Here is a 17,435-nt window from a genome sequence, read left to right on the forward strand (position 1 = left end):
TGTCCGTCCTATCCGGCAGAGACGTCGACGCGCCAGGTGGAGAAGCGACGTTCGAGGGCGACGAGGAGCTGGTTGACGACCAGGCCGATGGCGGAGATCGTGATGATCCCGGAGTACATGTCGGCGATCGCGAAGTTGTACTGCGCGTAGTTGATGAGGTAGCCGAGCCCGGCCTTCGCGCCGACCATCTCGGCCGCGACAAGCACCAGGATCGAGTACGCCCCGGCCAGTCGGACGCCGGTGAAGATGGTCGGCACCGCGGCCGGCAGGATCACCTTCTGGAACAGCCGCAGGTGGTTGAGCCCCATCGAGCGCGCCGACCGGATCAGCAGCGGATCGACGCCCTTCACCCCGGCGATGGTGTTCAGCAGGATCGGCCAGGAGCACGCGTACAGCACCAGGGCGATCTTGGAGGTCTCCCCCAGGCCGAGGATGAGCACGAACACCGGCAGCAGGGCCAGCGCGGCGGTGTTGCGGAACACCTCCAGCAGCGGACTGAGCAGCTCGGCGAGCGGCCGGTACCAGCCGATCAGCAGCCCGAGCGGGATGGCGGTGAGCACCGCCAGGCCGAGCCCGGCCAACGACCGGGTGAGGCTCGCACCCACGTGCTCGGCGAGCTGCCCGCTGCGCAGCAACTCCCACCAGGCCACCAGCACCTCCGACAGCGGCGGCAGGAAGACCCGGTCCACCAGCCCGAGCCGCGGTGCGCCCTCCCAGATCGCGGCCAGCGCGAGAATCGCGACGCTGCGGTGCAGCGCCTTTCCACCCACGCCGAGCAGCCGACCGGCAAGGCCACCCGCACCGGGTCCGGCGGCGGCCACCGCGTCCGGCTCGGCCGTCGGGGCCGCCAGCCGGGTGGGACGTTCGGCGATGTCAACCAACACGGGCCTCCTCGGTGTGGGCCGCCGCCGGCGCCGCGCGCCGCGCGTCCGCTCCGGCGACGACGGGAGTACGAGCACCAACTGTTCCGGTGTGGGCGGTGCGGCTGCCGGTGGCGCTCTCGGCTGCCTGGGCGGCCCGCACCTCGTCACGCAGCAGGGTCCAGATCTGGTGGCGGTGGTGGCGGAACGCGTCGGTGGAGCGCACGTCCTCGACCGCGTCCCGGTCGCCGAGGTCGATGTCGATGACCTGTTTGAGCCGCCCGGGCCGGGACGTCAGCACCGCCACCCGCTGACCCAGGTAGACGGCCTCGTCGATGCCGTGGGTGATGAACACGATGGTCTTGCCGGTGCGGGCCCAGATGCGCACCAGTTCGTCCTGCAACGAGTCGCGGGTCTGCGCGTCCAGGGCGGCGAACGGCTCGTCCATCAGCAGCACGTCCGGGTCGTACGCGAGGCTGCGGGCGATGGCCACCCGCTGCTTCATCCCGCCGGACAGCTCGTGCGGGTAGCGGTCGGCGAAGCCGCGCAGGCCCACCAGGTCGAGGTGGTGCTCGATCAGGGCGGCGCGATCGGCGCGGGGCACCCCCTTGGCCTCCAGGCCGAACGCGACGTTGCCGGCGGCGGTGCGCCAGGGCAGCAGCGCGTACTGCTGGAAGACGATGCCCCGGTCCAGGCCGGGACCGGTGACGGGCCGACCGTCGACGAGCACCCGTCCCGCGGTCGGCTCGGTGAGCCCGCCGAGCAGGTCGAGCAACGTGGACTTGCCGCAGCCGCTGGGGCCGACGACTACCAGGAACTCGCCGGGGCGTACCCCGAGGGTGACCTCGTCCAGCGCGGTGACCGCGCCGGCGCCACCACGCCGGCTGGCGCGGACCGGGAAGGTCTTGCTCACGCGATTAAAGAGGATCTTGTCGGTGCTCACGCGTTCCCCCCGTCCACGAAGGGGTTGAACCGGTTGGTGTAGATGTCGCCGGGCTTCGGACGGTCGCCCTTGAGCTCGCCCTCGGCGGCGAGCCAGTCGATCCAGGTGCCGAACTCCTGCTCGCCGATCACGCCGCCACGGCCGGCGACGCCACTGCTCTTCCAGTACGCGACCAGCGACGGGTCCTCGTTGCGGCCACGCTTGCCGATGATGTCCCGCATCCGGGCGACCACTGTCTCCCGGGGTTGGGTGCGGGCCCACTCGATGGCCTTGCCTACCCCGGTGACGAACGCCTTGACGGTCTCCGGGTTGCGCTTGATGAAGTCGTCGCGGAAGACGTAGGTGCCGCCGCTGAAGGCGCCGAGCAGCTCGTAGTCGGTGAAGATGGTGCGGATGCCGCCACCGGCGACCGCCTTGTCCCGGATCACCCCGCCGAGCACCGCGACGTCGATCTGCCGCTGCCGCAGCGACTGCTCGGTGTTGACAGGTGGCAGGGCGACCAGCTCGACCTGCTTGATCTCGGCGGGGGTGAGCCCGCCACGGGCGAGCCAGGTCTTGAGCACGGCCTCGGCGTGCGCGCCGAGGGTGTTCATGCCGACCTTCTTGCCGATCAGGTCACGGGGGCCGCGGACCGGGCTGTCGTCGAGCACGTAGTAGCCCTGGAAGGTTTGCGCGTCCGAGCCGTAGTAGCTGATTACGGCGGTGATCGGGGCGTTGGCGGCGGCGAGCTTGACGATGGCGCCGTTGAACGCGCCGCCGAAGTCGCTCTGCCCGGTGGCCGTGGCCTGGATGTCCTGCGGACCGCCTGTGACGTTGCCGATCCAGTTGAGCTTGACGTCGCCGAGGTAGCCGAGGTCGGCGGCGAGTTCGGGGAGGGTGACCTGGCCGACCGAGCCCTGGTAGCGCAGCTCGCTGGCCTGGGCGCCGTCGGCTGCCGCGTCACCGCCGCAGCCGGCGGTGGCGGTGAGCACGACCAGCGCGGCAACGGCGGCGAGGGTACGCAGAATGGCACGACGGGGTGGGGACATGAGGAGTCTCCTGATCTGTCCACGATGGGAGCGGGGACGCCCGGATGAGGGCGTGCGGGCACGCTGCTCCGCGTTGAGCGGGCGGGCGGTGGGAGTGCGGCGCTGGAGCCGAGCCGGATGGACCGGTCAGCTCAACAGAGCGCGCTCGCGTGCCGGACCAGGTCGACGTGCACACGAGCGGTGAGGAGAAGCTCATCCCGCTGCGACATGACCCCATGCTGCCCGGGATCGGAACGAGCGGTCAACGGCCTTCCAGAAGATGAGACTTCTATCGCTGCCGATGTTACGAAGCGCCCCGGCCAGCGTTTACCGTGCTGCAACACCTATCTGTTGGATAGAGATTGCGATGCCCGCTGGGCGACTGTCCAGGACGGACGGCGAGAGGGTTTCAAAAGTCGCCGGTTCGGGAATGTTCGATCTCGACACGGCAGGGAACGGTGACGAGGGGAGACCTCCGATGGGCCTCATGTTTCGCAAGCGCAAGAAGTACGGTCCGATCATCCTGAACTTCACCGAGAATGGCTTCTCCTCGTGGAGCATCAAGATCGGTCGCTGGTCCTGGAACTCCAAGGCCCGTGCGCACCGGGTCGACCTGCCGGGTCCGCTCTCCTGGAAGCAGGACAAGTCCCGGTCGTAATCATCCCGGGAGTCGAGCGGGGTGCCGGTGATTCACCGGCACCCCGCTCGGCGTCTGCGCACCCCACCCCAGTCCCGGGGTTAGGGGGTTGCTCTGAGGGTTTCGTCGCCGGCCAGGCGGCCCGTTTCGCGGTCGCGGCTCAGGACGCCGGCGTCGAGCAGGGTGGTGAGGGCGCGGTTGGCGTCGGCGGCACGGTAGACGGTCGCGGTGAGGGTGTGCCGGCGTAGCTCGGTGACCTGCTGTGGCCCGCCCGCCCGCAGCTCGGCCAGCAACTCGTGGGCCAGCGGTTCGAGGTCGGGGTCGTCAACCACGTCGACAGTCGTGCCGGTCGGGTCGAGTGGGTCGCGGAAGCGCAGGTCGAACTGCACGCCGACCGCCCAGAGCGCGTCGCGCACCGCCTCCAGACTCCGGTCGGAGCGGCTGCCGAACGCGACGACATCGGCAGCCTCGCCGTCGGGCAGCACCGGCGCCACCTCGGCGACCAGGGGAAATCCGGCGGAGGCGAGCACGTCTCGGGCGCTGTCGCCGGTGTGCAGCAGCAGCTCACCGGTCCGGCCGTTGGCCGCGGCGGTGAGCACCTTCGGCGTCACCGCACCGGGCAGGTCCACGAAGGAGAACAGCGGCGCGCCGGCCGCCCCGGCGGCCTTCACCGCGACCGGCAGCCGGTAGGCGTCGCCGGGCAGCAGGTGCACGGTTACCTCGGCGGGCAACTCCGCCTCGATCGGGCCAAGCCGGGTCGGCAGCTCCGGCGCGCCGTCGGCCAGCACCAGCACCGTCACCTGCCGGCCGCGCACCTGGTCGCCGTGCCCGCCGACCAACCGGAGCGCGGCCTCGGCGGCTGCCGCGTCGACCCCGGCGAGCGCGACGGTGGCCCGCCGGGAGCGGTGCAGGGCTGCGGGCAGCCAGGTCGTCAACTGGCGAACCAGCAGCTCGCGGAGGAAATCAGTGGTCCGGTCGGTCGGCATCGGTCCGTTCTACCCTACGAGCGGTCAGACCGGGACGGAGATCCCCACCCCGCCCCGGGTCTGCCCGCCGTAACGCTGCCGCTCGGCGTTCAGGTCGAGCCGACCGATCTGCTTGCGGGCGGCCAGAGCGGTGTCGTCGAGCAGGTCGGCCGGGATCAGCCAGACCACCTCGAACTCCAGGCCGTCCGGGTCCTTGCCGTAGAGGCTCTTCGTCGTGCCGTGGTCGGAGGTGCCGGCCAGCGCGCCGGCCGCGGCGAGCCGCTCGGCGGTGGCGGCCAGCTCGTCGAGCGTGTCCACCTCCCAGGCGAGGTGGTAGAGGCCGACGGTGGACCGACCGGCGGTCGACCGACCGGCGCCCGCGCCGATCTCGAAGAGCCCGAGGTCGTGGTCGTTGGTGGAGTCGGAGGCCTGGAGGAAGGTGGCGCCCCGGAAGCCGTCCGGGGTCATCGCCACCGGGCGGAAGCCCAGCACGTCGCTGTAGAACGCGACGCTGCGGGCGAGGTCACTGACGTAGAGGACCGCGTGGTTGAGCCGGTGGATACCCATGACCCAAGACTAGCGCGGTTTAGTTGAACTTTCAACTATCGGGGGTATGATGGCGGTCATGACCCGCTGGTTGGACCCCGACGAGCAGAGCACCTGGCGCGCGTACCTCACCGCCTCCCGAGTGCTGATGGACACCCTCGACCGTGAGCTGCAACGCGACGCGGGCATGCCGCACGCGTACTACGAGATCCTGGTCCAGCTCTCCGAGGCCCCCGGTCGTCAACTGCGCATGAGCCAGTTGGCGCAGGCAGCGGGGTCGTCCCGCAGTCGGCTCTCGCACGCCGTGGCCCGACTCGAGGCCGCCGGCTGGGTGCGCCGCGAGGACTGCCCCACCGACCGGCGCGGGCAGATCGCGCTACTCACCGACGAGGGTTTCGCCACCCTCGCGGCCGCCGCACCCGGCCATGTCGAGGGGGTACGCCGACACCTGTTCGACGCGTTGAGCCCCGCCCAGGTCGATCAGCTCCGCCGGATCAGCGAGACCCTGGCCGAGCATATGACCGGATCCTGACCAATCGACACCGGCGCGGGTCTTGTACTTACCGTCGTCGAATGAGCACGATGGGGCGTGTCTTCCGGCTTCGGTGAACTGACTGATCAGGCGCACCACCTCGTGTCCTCCGGCGATCTTGCCGGCGCACAGCAACTGCTGTCCGACGCGCTCACCGACGCCGACCCCCGCCCGGCCAACGCCACGCCCGAGCTGGCCGAGGCGGCCAGCCTTCAGGCGCGGGTGCTGATCGCCCTCGGCGAGCCGCACTCGGCCCGGGGGTGGGCCGCCTTCGCGTACGCGGCCACCACCCGCCTGCACGGCCGCGCCGACCCGCGCACGGTGGCCGCGGCGGCGACTCTGGCCGCTGTGCTGCACCGGGTCGGCAGCCACTCCCGGGCGGCGCGGCTCTACCAGGAAGTCATCATCGAGCTGACCGCACAGGACGGCCCGGAGTCACTGCGGGTGCTCGCCGCGCACGCCGACCTGGCCACCGTCGAATACGCGCGGGGCCAGTGCGCTGTGGCCCGCGACCGCCTCCAGGACGCCTGGGAGCTGCACCGCGAGGTGTACGGCGACGGCCACCCCAGCGGCATCAAGATGCTGGCGCGGCTCGGGGCCATGCAGCGCGACTGCGGGCAGTTCGCCGAGGCACACGACAACCTGGCGCTCGCCCGCGAGCTGTGCCGGCAGCACCTGCCCGCCGACGACCCGCTGGCCACCCAGGTGGCGGCACTGGCCCGGGCGGCGGCCAATCCCGACCACGCCTGCGCCGACAACCCGCCCACAGCTCGGGACGCTCCGGTCGTGCCGGCCGCCCGCGTCCCACCGCACGACGACGGGCCAGCCGAATCCGGCTACCACCCGCAGGCAGCCGCGACCCACCACGCCGGGGCGGTGCCGAACCCCCGGCTGCCCTCCGACGAGGCGGTCGGATCGACGGGCAGCAGATGGTCGCCCGAACCGGCGGACGACCCCTCACCCCACCCCACCGACCCTCCGGTGCCCCCGTCGGTGGTTGGGTTGGCCGGCGGCACCGAGGAGCAGCCCGGGGTGTACCGGCTGCACCGCACCGCCGACCCGTACGGGTCACACGACCCGAACCCGCCGTCCGACCAGCACCAACCGTCCGACCCGTACGCCCGGCCCGACCCGTACGCCCGGCCCGACCCGTACTCGCAGGTCGAGCCGTACACGCCGTCGCGGCTTCTGCCGGTGCCCGTGCACCGCGCGCCGCCGGAGCGGCGCAACCGGCTGGTACCGGTGCTGGTGGCCGGTGTGGTCGTGGTGCTCCTCGGCGCGGCAGCGGTGATCGCCGGGGTGGCCCGCGTCGACGGCGACGACGAACCGACCCCGCCGCCGGCCAGCGCCTCCCCCACCGCCAGCGCGCCGGCCAGCACCGCGCCCGCCCCGGGCGGCACGGCACCCACGTCGGCTGCCGCCGCGGCCCCGCCCGGCACCCCACCCAGCGCGGTGACCCTGCGCGACACCCGGGACAGCATCGCGCTGAACTGGACCTACCCGGCTGGCGGCGAGGGCCCGGTGGTCATCGCGGGCGGTCGCACCGGCCAGGCCCACAACATCTTCGCGACGCTGCCCGCCGGCACCACCAGCTTCGTCATCTACGCGCTCAACCGCACGAACGACTTCTGCTTCACCGTCGCGGTCGCCTGGTCCACCGACACCGTGGCCCGTTCCAAGCAGGTCTGCACCCGCCGCCGCTGACCCGCCAGCCTCAGCCCCGCAAGCCACGCCCCGCAAACCACGCCCCGCCCGCCACGCCCCGCTCGCCACGCCCCGCCCGCCACGCCACGCCCGCCACACCCGCCACTGCCCTGCCCGCCACTGCCCCGCCGGCTATGCCCCGCAGACCTCACTCAGCGTGTTGGCTACCCGTTGGCGAACCCGCCGTGACACGCCGTCACACCCGACGCCCCGCCCACAACTCCGGCCCAGGCTTTGCTCTGCTTACCTATATGCACCACTTCGGATGAGCAGCTGAAACGTCGCGACTGCCGCTACAACACGCGTCGGCGATGATCACGTTGCGTAGCTGTCGCATCCGCGGGTGCAGAGCAAAGGGGCATCGGTGGGCGGTTGGGGGGAGGACGCCGTCACGGACCGTCTACCTGTGGCCGTCCTCGGCCGGCAACGCTGGCAGCAGCAGGCACACCCGTAGTCCTCGCTGCTCCGGCGCGTCGGTCAGGGTGATGCTGCCGCCCGCGCGTCGGACCAGCTCCCGGACGATGGCCAGCCCCAGGCCAGCGCCCCCGTCGTCGCGGGCCCGTCCGTCGTCCAGCCGGGTGAACCGGTCGAAGACCCGCTCCCGGTCCGCCACCGCGATCCCCGGGCCGTCGTCGGTCACCGTCACCAGGTGGTACGCCCCGACGCCGGGCCCGAGCCCCGCCCCCGCCGTCGACATCGCGCCGGTCAGCGACATCGCCTCCCCCAGCGACATCGCCTCGCCCAGCGACATCGCCTCGGCCGCGAGCACGACGCTGCCGTGCGCGTGCCGTACCGCGTTGTCGACCAGGTTGGCCAGCACGCGACGCAACTCCTCGACGGTGCCGATCGTCCAGAGCGGGCCCGTCGGCGGCGTCACCCGCACCGGCGGCGACGGGTAGCGGGCGGCAACCTCGGTCAGCAACGCGCCCAGCTCCACCGGGCCGGTCCCCCGGGTCGGCGGAGTCTCGTCCAGGCGGGCCAGCAGCAGGAGATCGTCGACCAGGCGGCTCAACCGCTCGGTGTCGGCGAGCAGGTTGGCCGTCACCGCCGTCCAGTCCGTCCGGTCGGCGAGGTGCTGGGCCACCTCCAGCTCCGTCCGAATGTTGGTCAACGGGCTGCGCAGCTCGTGCGCGGCGTCGGAGACGAAGGCCCGCTGCCGGACGCGGGCGGACTCCAGCCGGCCCAGCATGCCGTTGAGGGTGACCGCCAGACGGTGGATCTCGTCGGCCGACGCCGGCACCGGCAGCCGGCCGGCGCCGGCCCTCCCGGTGATCTCCTCGGCACCTCGACGTAACGCCTCGACCGGCCGCAGGGTCGCCCCCACCACCCGCCACGCCACCCCGGCCAGCACGGCCACCAGCAGCGGGAACGCCACCAGCAGGATGGTCCGGACCACGTGGGTGCTGTGCCGCACATCGGCCATCGAGCGGGCGACCAGCACGGTGAGCGGGTCGGCCGCGGTGCCGGCGGGTACGGCGACCACCCGGACCGGGCCGACGAGCCCGACCCGCTCGGCCGGCACCTCAAGCCGCTGCCGACCGTCGCGGTCCAGCCGCTCCGGGCGGACCATCGGCACCAGACGGTCGGCGTCGATCGAGGCCGCTCGAATTCGTCCCTGCCCGTCGACGACCTGCACGCGGACCTGCCCGCCGGCCACCGGCAGCGGGTCGGGCAGCGCGTCCTCGGCGGCGAGCAGGGCGACCGCGTCGGCGGTGCGGAACGCCTCGGTGTCGACAGTGCGCTGGAGCACGAAGCCGAGCGCGCCGAGCAACACCACCCCGCCCACAGCCAGCCCGATGGTGAGACCGACCACACCGATCGCCATGAGTCGCCCGCGCAGCCCGAGGACCGGCATCCAGCCGGGCCTGGCCCGACGGGTGGTGGCCGGGCCGTCGGCGGTCACGTCGCCAGCCGGTACCCGGCACCCCGGACCGTCTCCAGCCGATCCCGGCCGAGCTTGCGGCGCAGGTAGCCGACGTACACCTCGACGGCGTTCGGCGCGGTCTCCAGGCTGGCGTCCCAGACGTGGTCCAACAACTCGACCTTGGAGACGACCTGACCCGGCCGGCGCATCAGGTAGTCCAGCAACGCGAACTCCCGCGCGGTCAGCGCCACCTCGGTGTCCGCCCGGGTCACCCGTCGGCGGGCCGGATCCAACCGCAGGTCACCGACGGCGAGGACGGTCGGGCGCTCCGGCGCGCCCCGACGCAGCAGGGCCCGAAGCCGGGCCAGCAGCACCACGTACGAGAAGGGTTTGGTCAGGTAGTCGTCGGCGCCGCAGTCGAGGCCGTCGGCCTGGTCGTACTCGCCGTCCTTGGCGGAGAGCATCAGCACCGGCAGCCAGTGCTGTTCCGCGCGCAGCCGCCGGACCAGCTCGTACCCGGACAGGCCGGGCAGCATCACGTCGAGGATCATGGCGTCGTACCCGCCGTGCCGGGCCGCGTCCAGGCCTGCCGGGCCGGTCGTCGCCACGTCCACCGCGAACCCCTCCGCCTGGAGACCCCGTTGCAGGGCAGCCGCCAACCGGGCCTCGTCCTCCACCACCAGCACCCGCACAGCTCAAGGGTGCCACCCGGGTCAATCGGCGCGGTTCGGTGTCCTCAGCGCGTTCACAGCACGGACGAGGCAAGATGGCCGCAGGAGGTGCCACCATGTCCGTCCTGAGAAGCCGTCCCGTCCTTCGCTGGCTGGTTCCGGCCACCGCGGCCGTCGCCGTCATCGGCGGTGGCGCGGCGATCGGCACGTTCGCCGCCGAGGCCGAGCCGAGCCTGCCGCCCCGAACCGCCGCTCAGCTCCTGGTCGACCTGCAGACATCCCGGCTGGAGGGGTTGTCCGGGACCGTCGTGCAACGCGCCGACCTCGGCCTGCCGTCCCTCGTCGGGCTGGTTCCCGGCAACGAGCTGACCACCCTGCTGACCGGCACCCACACCCTGCGGGTGTGGTATTCCGGGCCGGACAAGCAGCGGGTCGCGCTGATGGACACGCTGGGCGAGCAGGACATCATCCGCAACGGCCAGGACCTGTGGACGTGGCAGAGCCGCAGCAACACCGCCACCCACCGCGCGCTGGGCGGCGACGCCGGAGCCTGGAAGCCCGCCCCGGAACCGGCAGCGAGCCTGCCGTCCACCCCGCAGCAGGCCGCCGACCTGGCGTTGAACGCGATCGACCCGAGCACCGAGGTCAGCGTGGGCCGGTCGGCGACCGTCGCCGGACAGGACGCGTACGAGTTGGTGCTCCAGCCGCGCGACCAGGCCTCCCTGGTGCACCAGCTGCGGATCGCCATCGACGCCAAGCAGCACGTGCCGCTGCGCTTCGAGGTGCTCGCGAAGGGCAGCGACCGGCCGGCGTTCGAGGTGGCCTTCACCCAGGTCGACTACCGCCGCCCGGACGCCGACCAGTTCCGCTTCAACCCGCCGCCCGGCGTGACTGTCGACGAGGAGAAGGCCGAGCGCCCGACGGGCAAGCCCGGTCAGGTCGAGCCGGCGGGTGACCCGCAGGTCCGCACTGTGGGTGACGGCTGGACGACAGTGCTGGTCGGCCGCCTCGACGGGGCCGATGCCGACCGGAAGCCCGCCCCGAAGCAGGCAACTCCCCCGGCCGGAGCCGGGCCGGACCTGGACGTGTCGAAGCTGCTCGGCGGGCTGCCGGCGGTCAGTGGTGACTGGGGCAGCGGTCGGCTCCTCACCAGCAAGCTGTTCAGCGTGCTGCTCACCGACGACGGCCGGGTGCTCGCCGGAGCGGTGACTCCGGAGCGGCTCTACGAGGCCGCGCGCGGCTGATCTCCGCGGTGTTCGCGCCGGGTCGACCTCACGGTCGGCCCGGCGCTTCGCTGTGGGTCAGCCCGGGTCAGGCGACGCCGAGGGCGCTGAGATACGCGTCGGCGAGGACCGCGTGGCCGGGCAGGTACGGGTGGACCCGGTCGTCGGCCCAACGCGTCGCCGGACTCACCGCCAGCACCCGGTCGAACGCCGCCTGGTTGGGCACGTGCACCGCGTCGAACTCGGTCGCCAGCCCCGCCATGACCGCCGCGTACCGGTCGGTGTCGGCGCGTTGCGGGACGCTCCGGTCGGGCTCGATGAAGAACGGGTCACCGAGGATCAGTCGGCAGCCGGTGGCGTCGACCGCCCGACGCAGCAGGTCGCGCAGCGTGCGCTCGTACTCCTCGATGCCGACGGCCTCATCGGGCCGGTCACCGTAGTGCCGCCAGATGTCGTTGATGCCGATCAGCACCGCGAGCCAGTCGGGGCGCTCGGCGATGGCGTCGTCGTCCCAGCGGGCGGCCAGGTCCCGCACCGTGTCGCCGCCCACACCCCGGTTGACCCATTCCAGCTCCAACTCCGGGTGCCGCGCGTCGACCAGGGCCCGCACGAGACTCACATATCCGCTGCCGTAGGGCGCGGCGACGTCACGTCGACCACAATCGGTGATGCTGTCCCCGATGAAGACCACCCGTTGGCCGGTCCGCAGGATCATCTGCCGTCACCTCGCGATCACCGGCGCGCCGGACCGTCCGGCTTGGTGAGAACCGGCGGAACGCGCTATCTTCAACAGTTCGAAGGCACAAAAAAGAACGGCTAAAAGCCGTTCCTGCAAAGGATTCTAATCTTTAGGGAGACGGCTTGTCAAGGCACTCCGGCGGTTCCGGCGAATTGCCGCTCGACGACGAGATCGGTCGCGAGCAGGAGTACGTCTCGATGCTCTACAACCGGCTGGACCAACTGCGTCAGCAGGCCGCCCACCGGCTCACCGCCGAGCTGCACAACACCGGCGGCCCCCTCCAGGACCGCTCGCAGCGCGACAGCTCGGTAGCGATGTACGCCGATCAGGTCGAGCAGTTCTCCGCCGTGGAGAACGGGCTCTGCTTCGGCCGTCTCGACGGCGACGACGACTCCCGCCGCTACATCGGCCGGATCGGCATCTTCGACACCAGTGGTGACTACGATCCGCTGCTGATGGACTGGCGGGCACCCGCCGCCCGGCCGTTCTACCTCGCCACCGCAGCGAACCCGCAGGGCGTACGCCGTCGCCGGCACCTGCGTACCCGGCAGCGCAAGGTGACCGGGTTCAACGACGAGGTGCTCGACATCGACACCGCCTCCCCCGGCGCCCACGAGGAGCTGACCGGTGAGGCATCGCTGCTCGCCGCGCTCAACGCGGGCCGTACCGGCCGGATGCGCGACATCGTCGAGACCATCCAGGCCGAGCAGGACGAGGTCATCCGCGCGGAACTGCCGGGCGTGATGGTGGTCCAGGGCGGCCCCGGCACCGGCAAGACCGCTGTCGCGCTGCACCGGGCGGCGTACCTGCTCTACACGCACCGGCGGGAACTCTCCAGCCGTGGCGTGCTGCTGGTCGGCCCGAACGCGACCTTCCTGCGCTACATCTCCCAGGTGCTGCCGACCCTGGCCGAGACCGGCGTGCTGCTGCGTACCCAGGGTGATCTCTTTCCCGGGGTGAGCGCCCAACGGACCGAGCCGGCCGAGACCGCGGCGCTCAAGGGCCGGGCGGTGCTGGCCGAGGTGTTGGCGCTGGCCGTACGGGATCGGCAGTGGGTGCCGGACGAGCCGTTGGAGATCGAGGTCGAGCGGGAGACGCTGACCCTCGACCCGGAGATCGTGCGCGCGGCCCGGGATCGGGTCCGCCGCGCCGACCGACCGCACAACCTGGCCCGCGCGCTGTTCGATGTGGAGATCGTGCACGCGCTCGCCGATGAGGTGGCCGAGCGGATCGGCGCCGACCCGCTCGGCGGGGACAACCTCCTCGACGAGGCGGACCGCGCCGAGATCCGTCGCGAGCTGCGCGAGGAGACGGAGATCCAGGCCGCCCTGGACCGGCTGTGGCCGGTGCTCACCCCGCAGCAACTGCTCGCCGATCTGTACGCCGACCCGGACCGGATCGCCGCCGCCGCGCCGATGCTCAGCGAGGACGAGCGGGCGCTGCTGCGCCGCGAGCGCGGTGGCTGGACGCCGGCCGACGTCCCGCTGCTGGACGAGGCCGCCGAACTGCTCGGCGAAGACGAACGCGCCGCCGCCGCCCGGCGGGACCGCATCCGGATGATGGAACGGGAGTACGCCGAGGGCGTGCTCGAAATCGCCAAGGGCTCCCGCTCGATCGACGTCGAGGACGAGGCCGAGGGCGGTGAGATCCTCGGCGTGACCGACCTGATCGACGCGGATCGACTGTTGGAGCGGCAGGAGGAGGCCGACCGGCTGACCACCGCGCAGCGGGCCGCCGCCGACCGCACCTGGGCGTTCGGCCACGTGATCGTGGACGAGGCGCAGGAGCTCTCGCCGATGGCCTGGCGGCTGCTGATGCGCCGCTGCCCGAGCCGGTCGATGACGATCGTCGGCGATGTGGCACAGACCGGCGCGCTGAGCGGCACGCCGTCGTGGGCGGACGCCCTCGCCCCGTACGTCGAGCAGCGGTGGCGGCTCACCGAGCTGACGGTCAGCTACCGCACGCCCGCCGAGATCATGGCGGTCGCCGCCGACGTACTGGCCGAGATCGACCCGGCACTGCGGCCGCCGCGCTCGGTGCGGGAGAGCGGCGTACCGCCGTGGGACCGGGCGGTCCCCGACGGTCGGTTGGCGGCGGAGCTGGTCGCCGAGGCCACCCGGGAGGCGGCCGGGCTGAGCGAGGGGCGGCTCGGGGTGCTCGTGCCGGCCGGCCTGGTGGCTGAGTTGGGGGCGGCGGTGACCGCTGCCCTGCCGGAGGCAGCCGTCGGCGAGCATCCGGAGCTGGAGAGCCGGGTGGTGGTGTTGACAGTCGCCCAGGCCAAGGGGTTGGAGTTCGACTCGGTGCTGGTGGTCGACCCGGACCGGATGGTGGCCGAGTCCCCCCGCGGACGCAGCGACCTCTACGTGGCCCTGACCCGCGCCACCCAACGCCTAGGCGTCCTCCGCCCCACCCCAACCCCCACCCCCGCCCGCTGAGTCGATCATGAGGTTGACGTGGACTGTGATCATCCACAGCCACGTCAACCTCATGATCACGCCGCCAAGGGGGGCGGTGGGTGGGTTAGTCGGTTGATTTGTCTCTGATGGACTTTGCTGGGGCGGTCGCCGACGTGGACTGGTCGCTGGTGCCGCCGCCCATCGGGGTGCTCAGGCCGCCGGTGGTGGCATCGCCGGTGGTCGTCGGTGCGACAGTGCCCGGATGTCGCTCCGGCTGCCGGGCCACCCGCCGTACGCTCGCCGGCCCGGCAGTGCCACCGGTGGTGGTCACCGCGCCCTGCCCGCCGACGGGGCCACCGTCGCGCAGTACCTGTGGGTCGATCCGTTCCTTCGCCGGGTCGAACGGGTCATCGCGCTGGATCTGACTGTCCACATCGGTGCGGGGCACCGTCACCTCGTCGAGGGCGCCCTTGCCGTACACACCGCCGGCGATCCGATCCTCGGCCTCGCGGGCGGCGTCCTGCCGCATGTCGTCCTCACGCACGTCCATCACCTCGCAGAAGCTGTGGAACTGACTGCGTGCCCGACCATCGGCCGACCAAACCCGGCGTGACCGGGAGGTCGTCCACGGCGGTTCACCGTCACGCCGTCCGCTGGCCGCCTGCCCGCAGCCCGAGATGTCCATGCTGTCCCGCGACCGGTGGGAGATGCCCGCCGGCAGGAGGGGATGACAGCGTGCGCACAGTACGCCGTACCGCCGTCGCGGCGCTGGTGGCCGCGACGGTGACGACCGGGCTCGCGGTGCCCGCTCAGGCGAAGCCACGACCGGACCGGACATTCGACGTGCAGGCCCACCGGGGCGGCCTCGGGCTACGGGTGGAGAACACCCTCGCCTCCTTCGGCAACGCCCTCCAGCTCGGGGTGAGCACCCTCGAACTGGACGTGCAGATCACCGAGGACGGTCAGGCCGTCGTCACCCACGACCGGAAGGTCACCGGCACCAAGTGCGTCGACACCGCTCCGGTGACGCCCGGCGACCCGGAGTTCCCGTACGTCGGGAAGTACATCAACACGCTCAGCCTGGCCCAGGTGCGTTCGCTCGACTGCGGGTCGAAGACGCTGTCGGACAAGCCCGGCCAGGTCGCCGTCCCCGGTGCCCGGATGCCGCTGCTGCGTGAGGTCTTCGCGTTGGTCAACCGCTACCGGGCCAAGGACGTGACGCTCAACGTCGAGACCAAGGTCGAGGCCGGCGCGCCGACCGAGACCGCCCCCCGCGAACAGTTCGTCCGGGTCACCGCGGGCGAGATCCGCGCCGCCGGGCTGCTCAAGCAGGTCATTATCCAGAGCTTCGACTGGGGCGCGCTCATGCGCATGCGTCAGGTCGAGCCGAAGCTGCCGCTGGTCGCGCTGACCAACTACGACTTCCTCCAGACCGGTCAGCCGGGCGCGTCGCCGTGGCTGGGCGGGCTGGACATCGACGACTTCGGCGGCGACCCGATCACAGCGATCCGCAGCTTCGGCGCCAGCGCCTTCTCGCCGGTGCACGGCATGCCGCAGAACGGCACTGTCACCGACCCGGGCTACACGCCGTACGTCACGAAGGAGATGGTCGCCCAGGCGCACCGCTACGGGATCAAGGTGATCCCGTGGACGGTCGACGACGTGCCGACCATGACCAAGCTGATCGACGACGGTGTGGACGGCCTCATCACCGACTACCCGGACCGGTTGCGGGGCGTGCTGGCCCAGCGCGGCTACCGGCTGCCGAAGGCGTACGCCGCGCCGTTCGACATCCAGGCGCACCGGGGCGGTCGGGCCACCCGGCCGGAGAACACCCTGCCGGCGTTCGCGAACGCGCTGTCCAACCGGGCGATCTCCACGCTGGAGCTGGACACCAACGTGACGGCCGACGGCAAGCTCGTGGTGCTGCACGACCGCACCGTCAACGGGTCGCACTGCGTCGACACCAAGCCGGTGCGCCGCGGTGACCCGACGTTCCCGTACGTGGGCAAGCCGGTGCACGAGTTGACCCTGGCGCAGCTCAAGACAGTGGACTGTGGCACGAAGACGCTGCCCGAGCTGCCCGCCCAGGTGCCGGCTCCCGGTGCCCGGATCCCCACCCTCGACGAGGTTTTCGCCCTGGTGAAGGCGAGTGGCCGTACCGACATCGGCATGAACATCGAGACGAAGATCAGCCCGGTGGTGAACGACACCGAGCCGTACCGCAGCTTCACCCGCAAGCTCGTCGACGCGATCCAGCGGGCCGGCTTCACCAGCCGGGCCACCATCCAGTCGTTCGACTGGCGCACCATCACGTACGCCCGGCAGCTCGACCGGCGGATCGGCACCGTCGGCCTGGTCTGGCAGTACGGCCCGGCCGAGTGCGCGACGCTCGCCGACGAGTGCTCGCTGGAGGCGGTCTACGGCAACCCGTCGGTGAAGAGCCCCTGGACCGGTGGGCTGGACTGGTGGAAGTACCAGGACCTCGGCAAGCTGACCCGGGCCGCGGGCGCTGGCACGGTCTCCGCCAACTGGCAGGTGCACGACCCGAAGCAGGGCACTGTCGCCTCGGCCGACTGGTACCTGCGGGAGAACCCGGCATACTTCCACGGACCGGACGTCCGGACCCTTCAGACGCGCGACAAACTGAAGGTGATCCCGTACACCGTCGATGACGCCACCGTGATGCAGCGGGTCATCGACCTGGGCGTGGACGGCATCATCACCGACGACCCGGGCCTTCTGGTGAGCGTGGCGATGCGCAACGGCCTGCGCTGACCTGCCGACCATCCGATCGCCGGCCGGATTTTTCCGGCCGGCGATCGGTGTTACCTGCTCCGGGGCCTCGGGTAGTCGGGGGTTGTCCCCGCCACGAAAGCGAACCGTGCCGTGGCCGAAACGCGGTAGCGGGGCGAGGGAATGCAGGTACGACTCATCGCATCCTGAGGAGGACCAGATGAGCACGCAGGCTGCTTCCACCCGGCCGATGAACCGGCCCATGAACGACCCGCAGAACCCCGCTCAGATGCGGGACATGCAGACCCAGCAGATGCCGGTCATGCATGACGGGCGCCGCAACGACATGCAGGCACCCGGTACGGAGACCAAGCAGGCGTTCAAGACCACCGAGTTCTGGATCTACCTGATCGCGGTGGCCGCCGTACTGGGCGCGTCGCAGGTCGTCGGGCAGAACTCCGCTGGGGTGGACATCTTCCGGGCCGACAACGCCTGGTTCCTGATCACCCTGCTGACGCTTGGCTACCTCGGTAGCCGGGGCCTGGCCAAGGCCGGCAGCAACCACCGCAGTAGCGAGGAGCGCAAGGCCCGGCACTGACCGGCCTTAGCTCA

The 17,435-nt window shown here is 71.7% G+C and carries 17 protein-coding genes; 7 read left to right on the top strand and 10 right to left on the bottom strand.

Annotated features, from left to right (window positions below):
- Positions 1–8: 8 nt before the first annotated feature.
- The 4 genes from ABZU43_RS14580 to ABZU43_RS14595 form a co-directional block, all read right to left on the bottom strand.
- On the bottom strand, positions 9–884 hold the full coding sequence (locus tag ABZU43_RS14580) for an ABC transporter permease (protein WP_355007013.1): 876 nt from the start codon (positions 882–884) through the stop codon (positions 9–11).
- Entirely contained in the window at positions 874–1,803 is a 930-nt protein-coding gene (locus tag ABZU43_RS14585) for an ABC transporter ATP-binding protein (protein ID WP_355007014.1), read from the bottom strand. The genes ABZU43_RS14580 and ABZU43_RS14585 overlap by 11 nt, the downstream gene beginning before the upstream one ends.
- Positions 1,800–2,831 (bottom strand): ABC transporter substrate-binding protein, encoded by a 1,032-nt coding sequence (locus tag ABZU43_RS14590; protein WP_355007015.1) that lies wholly within the window; start codon positions 2,829–2,831, stop codon positions 1,800–1,802. Before ABZU43_RS14590 ends, ABZU43_RS14585 begins: the two co-directional genes overlap by 4 nt.
- Before the next feature lie 131 nt (positions 2,832–2,962).
- Complete coding sequence (locus ABZU43_RS14595; protein WP_349881247.1) at positions 2,963–3,040, bottom strand: putative leader peptide; 78 nt, start codon at positions 3,038–3,040, stop codon at positions 2,963–2,965.
- A gap of 248 nt (positions 3,041–3,288) precedes the next feature.
- On the opposite strand from ABZU43_RS14595, the gene ABZU43_RS14600 reads away from it, so the two are divergent.
- Positions 3,289–3,468 (top strand): DUF4236 domain-containing protein, encoded by a 180-nt coding sequence (locus ABZU43_RS14600; RefSeq protein WP_030333600.1) that lies wholly within the window; start codon positions 3,289–3,291, stop codon positions 3,466–3,468.
- Positions 3,469–3,548: 80 nt separating this feature from the next.
- Here the strand turns inward: ABZU43_RS14600 and ABZU43_RS14605 are convergent, their stop codons facing one another.
- On the bottom strand, positions 3,549–4,433 hold the full coding sequence (locus ABZU43_RS14605; protein ID WP_355007016.1) for a hypothetical protein: 885 nt from the start codon (positions 4,431–4,433) through the stop codon (positions 3,549–3,551).
- A 24-nt stretch (positions 4,434–4,457) separates the two neighbouring features.
- Positions 4,458–4,979: a VOC family protein gene (locus tag ABZU43_RS14610; RefSeq protein ID WP_355007017.1), complete on the bottom strand. Its 522-nt coding sequence runs from the start codon at positions 4,977–4,979 to the stop codon at positions 4,458–4,460.
- 49 nt (positions 4,980–5,028) lie between these two features.
- Between ABZU43_RS14610 and ABZU43_RS14615 the strand changes: the two genes are divergently transcribed.
- Positions 5,029–5,490 (top strand): MarR family transcriptional regulator, encoded by a 462-nt coding sequence (locus tag ABZU43_RS14615; RefSeq protein WP_355007018.1) that lies wholly within the window; start codon positions 5,029–5,031, stop codon positions 5,488–5,490.
- A 57-nt stretch (positions 5,491–5,547) separates the two neighbouring features.
- Positions 5,548–7,194 (top strand): tetratricopeptide repeat protein, encoded by a 1,647-nt coding sequence (locus ABZU43_RS14620; protein WP_355007019.1) that lies wholly within the window; start codon positions 5,548–5,550, stop codon positions 7,192–7,194.
- A 400-nt stretch (positions 7,195–7,594) separates the two neighbouring features.
- Here the strand turns inward: ABZU43_RS14620 and ABZU43_RS14625 are convergent, their stop codons facing one another.
- A complete protein-coding gene (locus tag ABZU43_RS14625) occupies positions 7,595–9,019 on the bottom strand; it encodes an ATP-binding protein (RefSeq protein WP_355007083.1) in 1,425 nt (474 codons plus the stop codon).
- A gap of 74 nt (positions 9,020–9,093) precedes the next feature.
- A complete protein-coding gene (locus ABZU43_RS14630; RefSeq protein ID WP_355007020.1) occupies positions 9,094–9,750 on the bottom strand; it encodes a response regulator transcription factor in 657 nt (218 codons plus the stop codon).
- A gap of 95 nt (positions 9,751–9,845) precedes the next feature.
- Here ABZU43_RS14630 and ABZU43_RS14635 point away from each other — a divergent pair, with 95 nt between their 5' ends.
- On the top strand, positions 9,846–10,973 hold the full coding sequence (locus ABZU43_RS14635; RefSeq protein ID WP_355007021.1) for a hypothetical protein: 1,128 nt from the start codon (positions 9,846–9,848) through the stop codon (positions 10,971–10,973).
- 67 nt (positions 10,974–11,040) lie between these two features.
- Here ABZU43_RS14635 and ABZU43_RS14640 read toward each other — a convergent pair whose 3' ends face one another.
- Positions 11,041–11,667: an SGNH/GDSL hydrolase family protein gene (locus tag ABZU43_RS14640; RefSeq protein ID WP_355007022.1), complete on the bottom strand. Its 627-nt coding sequence runs from the start codon at positions 11,665–11,667 to the stop codon at positions 11,041–11,043.
- 146 nt (positions 11,668–11,813) lie between these two features.
- Here ABZU43_RS14640 and ABZU43_RS14645 point away from each other — a divergent pair, with 146 nt between their 5' ends.
- On the top strand, positions 11,814–14,126 hold the full coding sequence (locus tag ABZU43_RS14645; RefSeq protein ID WP_355007023.1) for an ATP-binding domain-containing protein: 2,313 nt from the start codon (positions 11,814–11,816) through the stop codon (positions 14,124–14,126).
- Positions 14,127–14,211: 85 nt separating this feature from the next.
- Here the strand turns inward: ABZU43_RS14645 and ABZU43_RS14650 are convergent, their stop codons facing one another.
- The gene (locus ABZU43_RS14650; protein WP_355007024.1) at positions 14,212–14,631 is read right to left on the bottom strand and encodes a hypothetical protein; all 420 of its coding nucleotides are present in this window, start codon (positions 14,629–14,631) and stop codon (positions 14,212–14,214) included.
- Positions 14,632–14,822: 191 nt separating this feature from the next.
- Between ABZU43_RS14650 and ABZU43_RS14655 the strand changes: the two genes are divergently transcribed.
- Together ABZU43_RS14655 and ABZU43_RS14660 are read left to right on the top strand one after the other, a co-directional pair.
- Entirely contained in the window at positions 14,823–16,865 is a 2,043-nt protein-coding gene (locus tag ABZU43_RS14655) for a glycerophosphodiester phosphodiesterase family protein (protein WP_355007025.1), read from the top strand.
- Between the two features lie 178 nt (positions 16,866–17,043).
- The gene (locus ABZU43_RS14660; protein WP_145784774.1) at positions 17,044–17,421 is read left to right on the top strand and encodes a hypothetical protein; all 378 of its coding nucleotides are present in this window, start codon (positions 17,044–17,046) and stop codon (positions 17,419–17,421) included.
- The last annotated feature ends 14 nt before the right edge of the window (positions 17,422–17,435 follow it).

Source organism: Micromonospora sp. NPDC005205, from assembly GCF_040608275.1.
Classification (GTDB): Bacteria; Actinomycetota; Actinomycetes; order Mycobacteriales; family Micromonosporaceae; genus Micromonospora.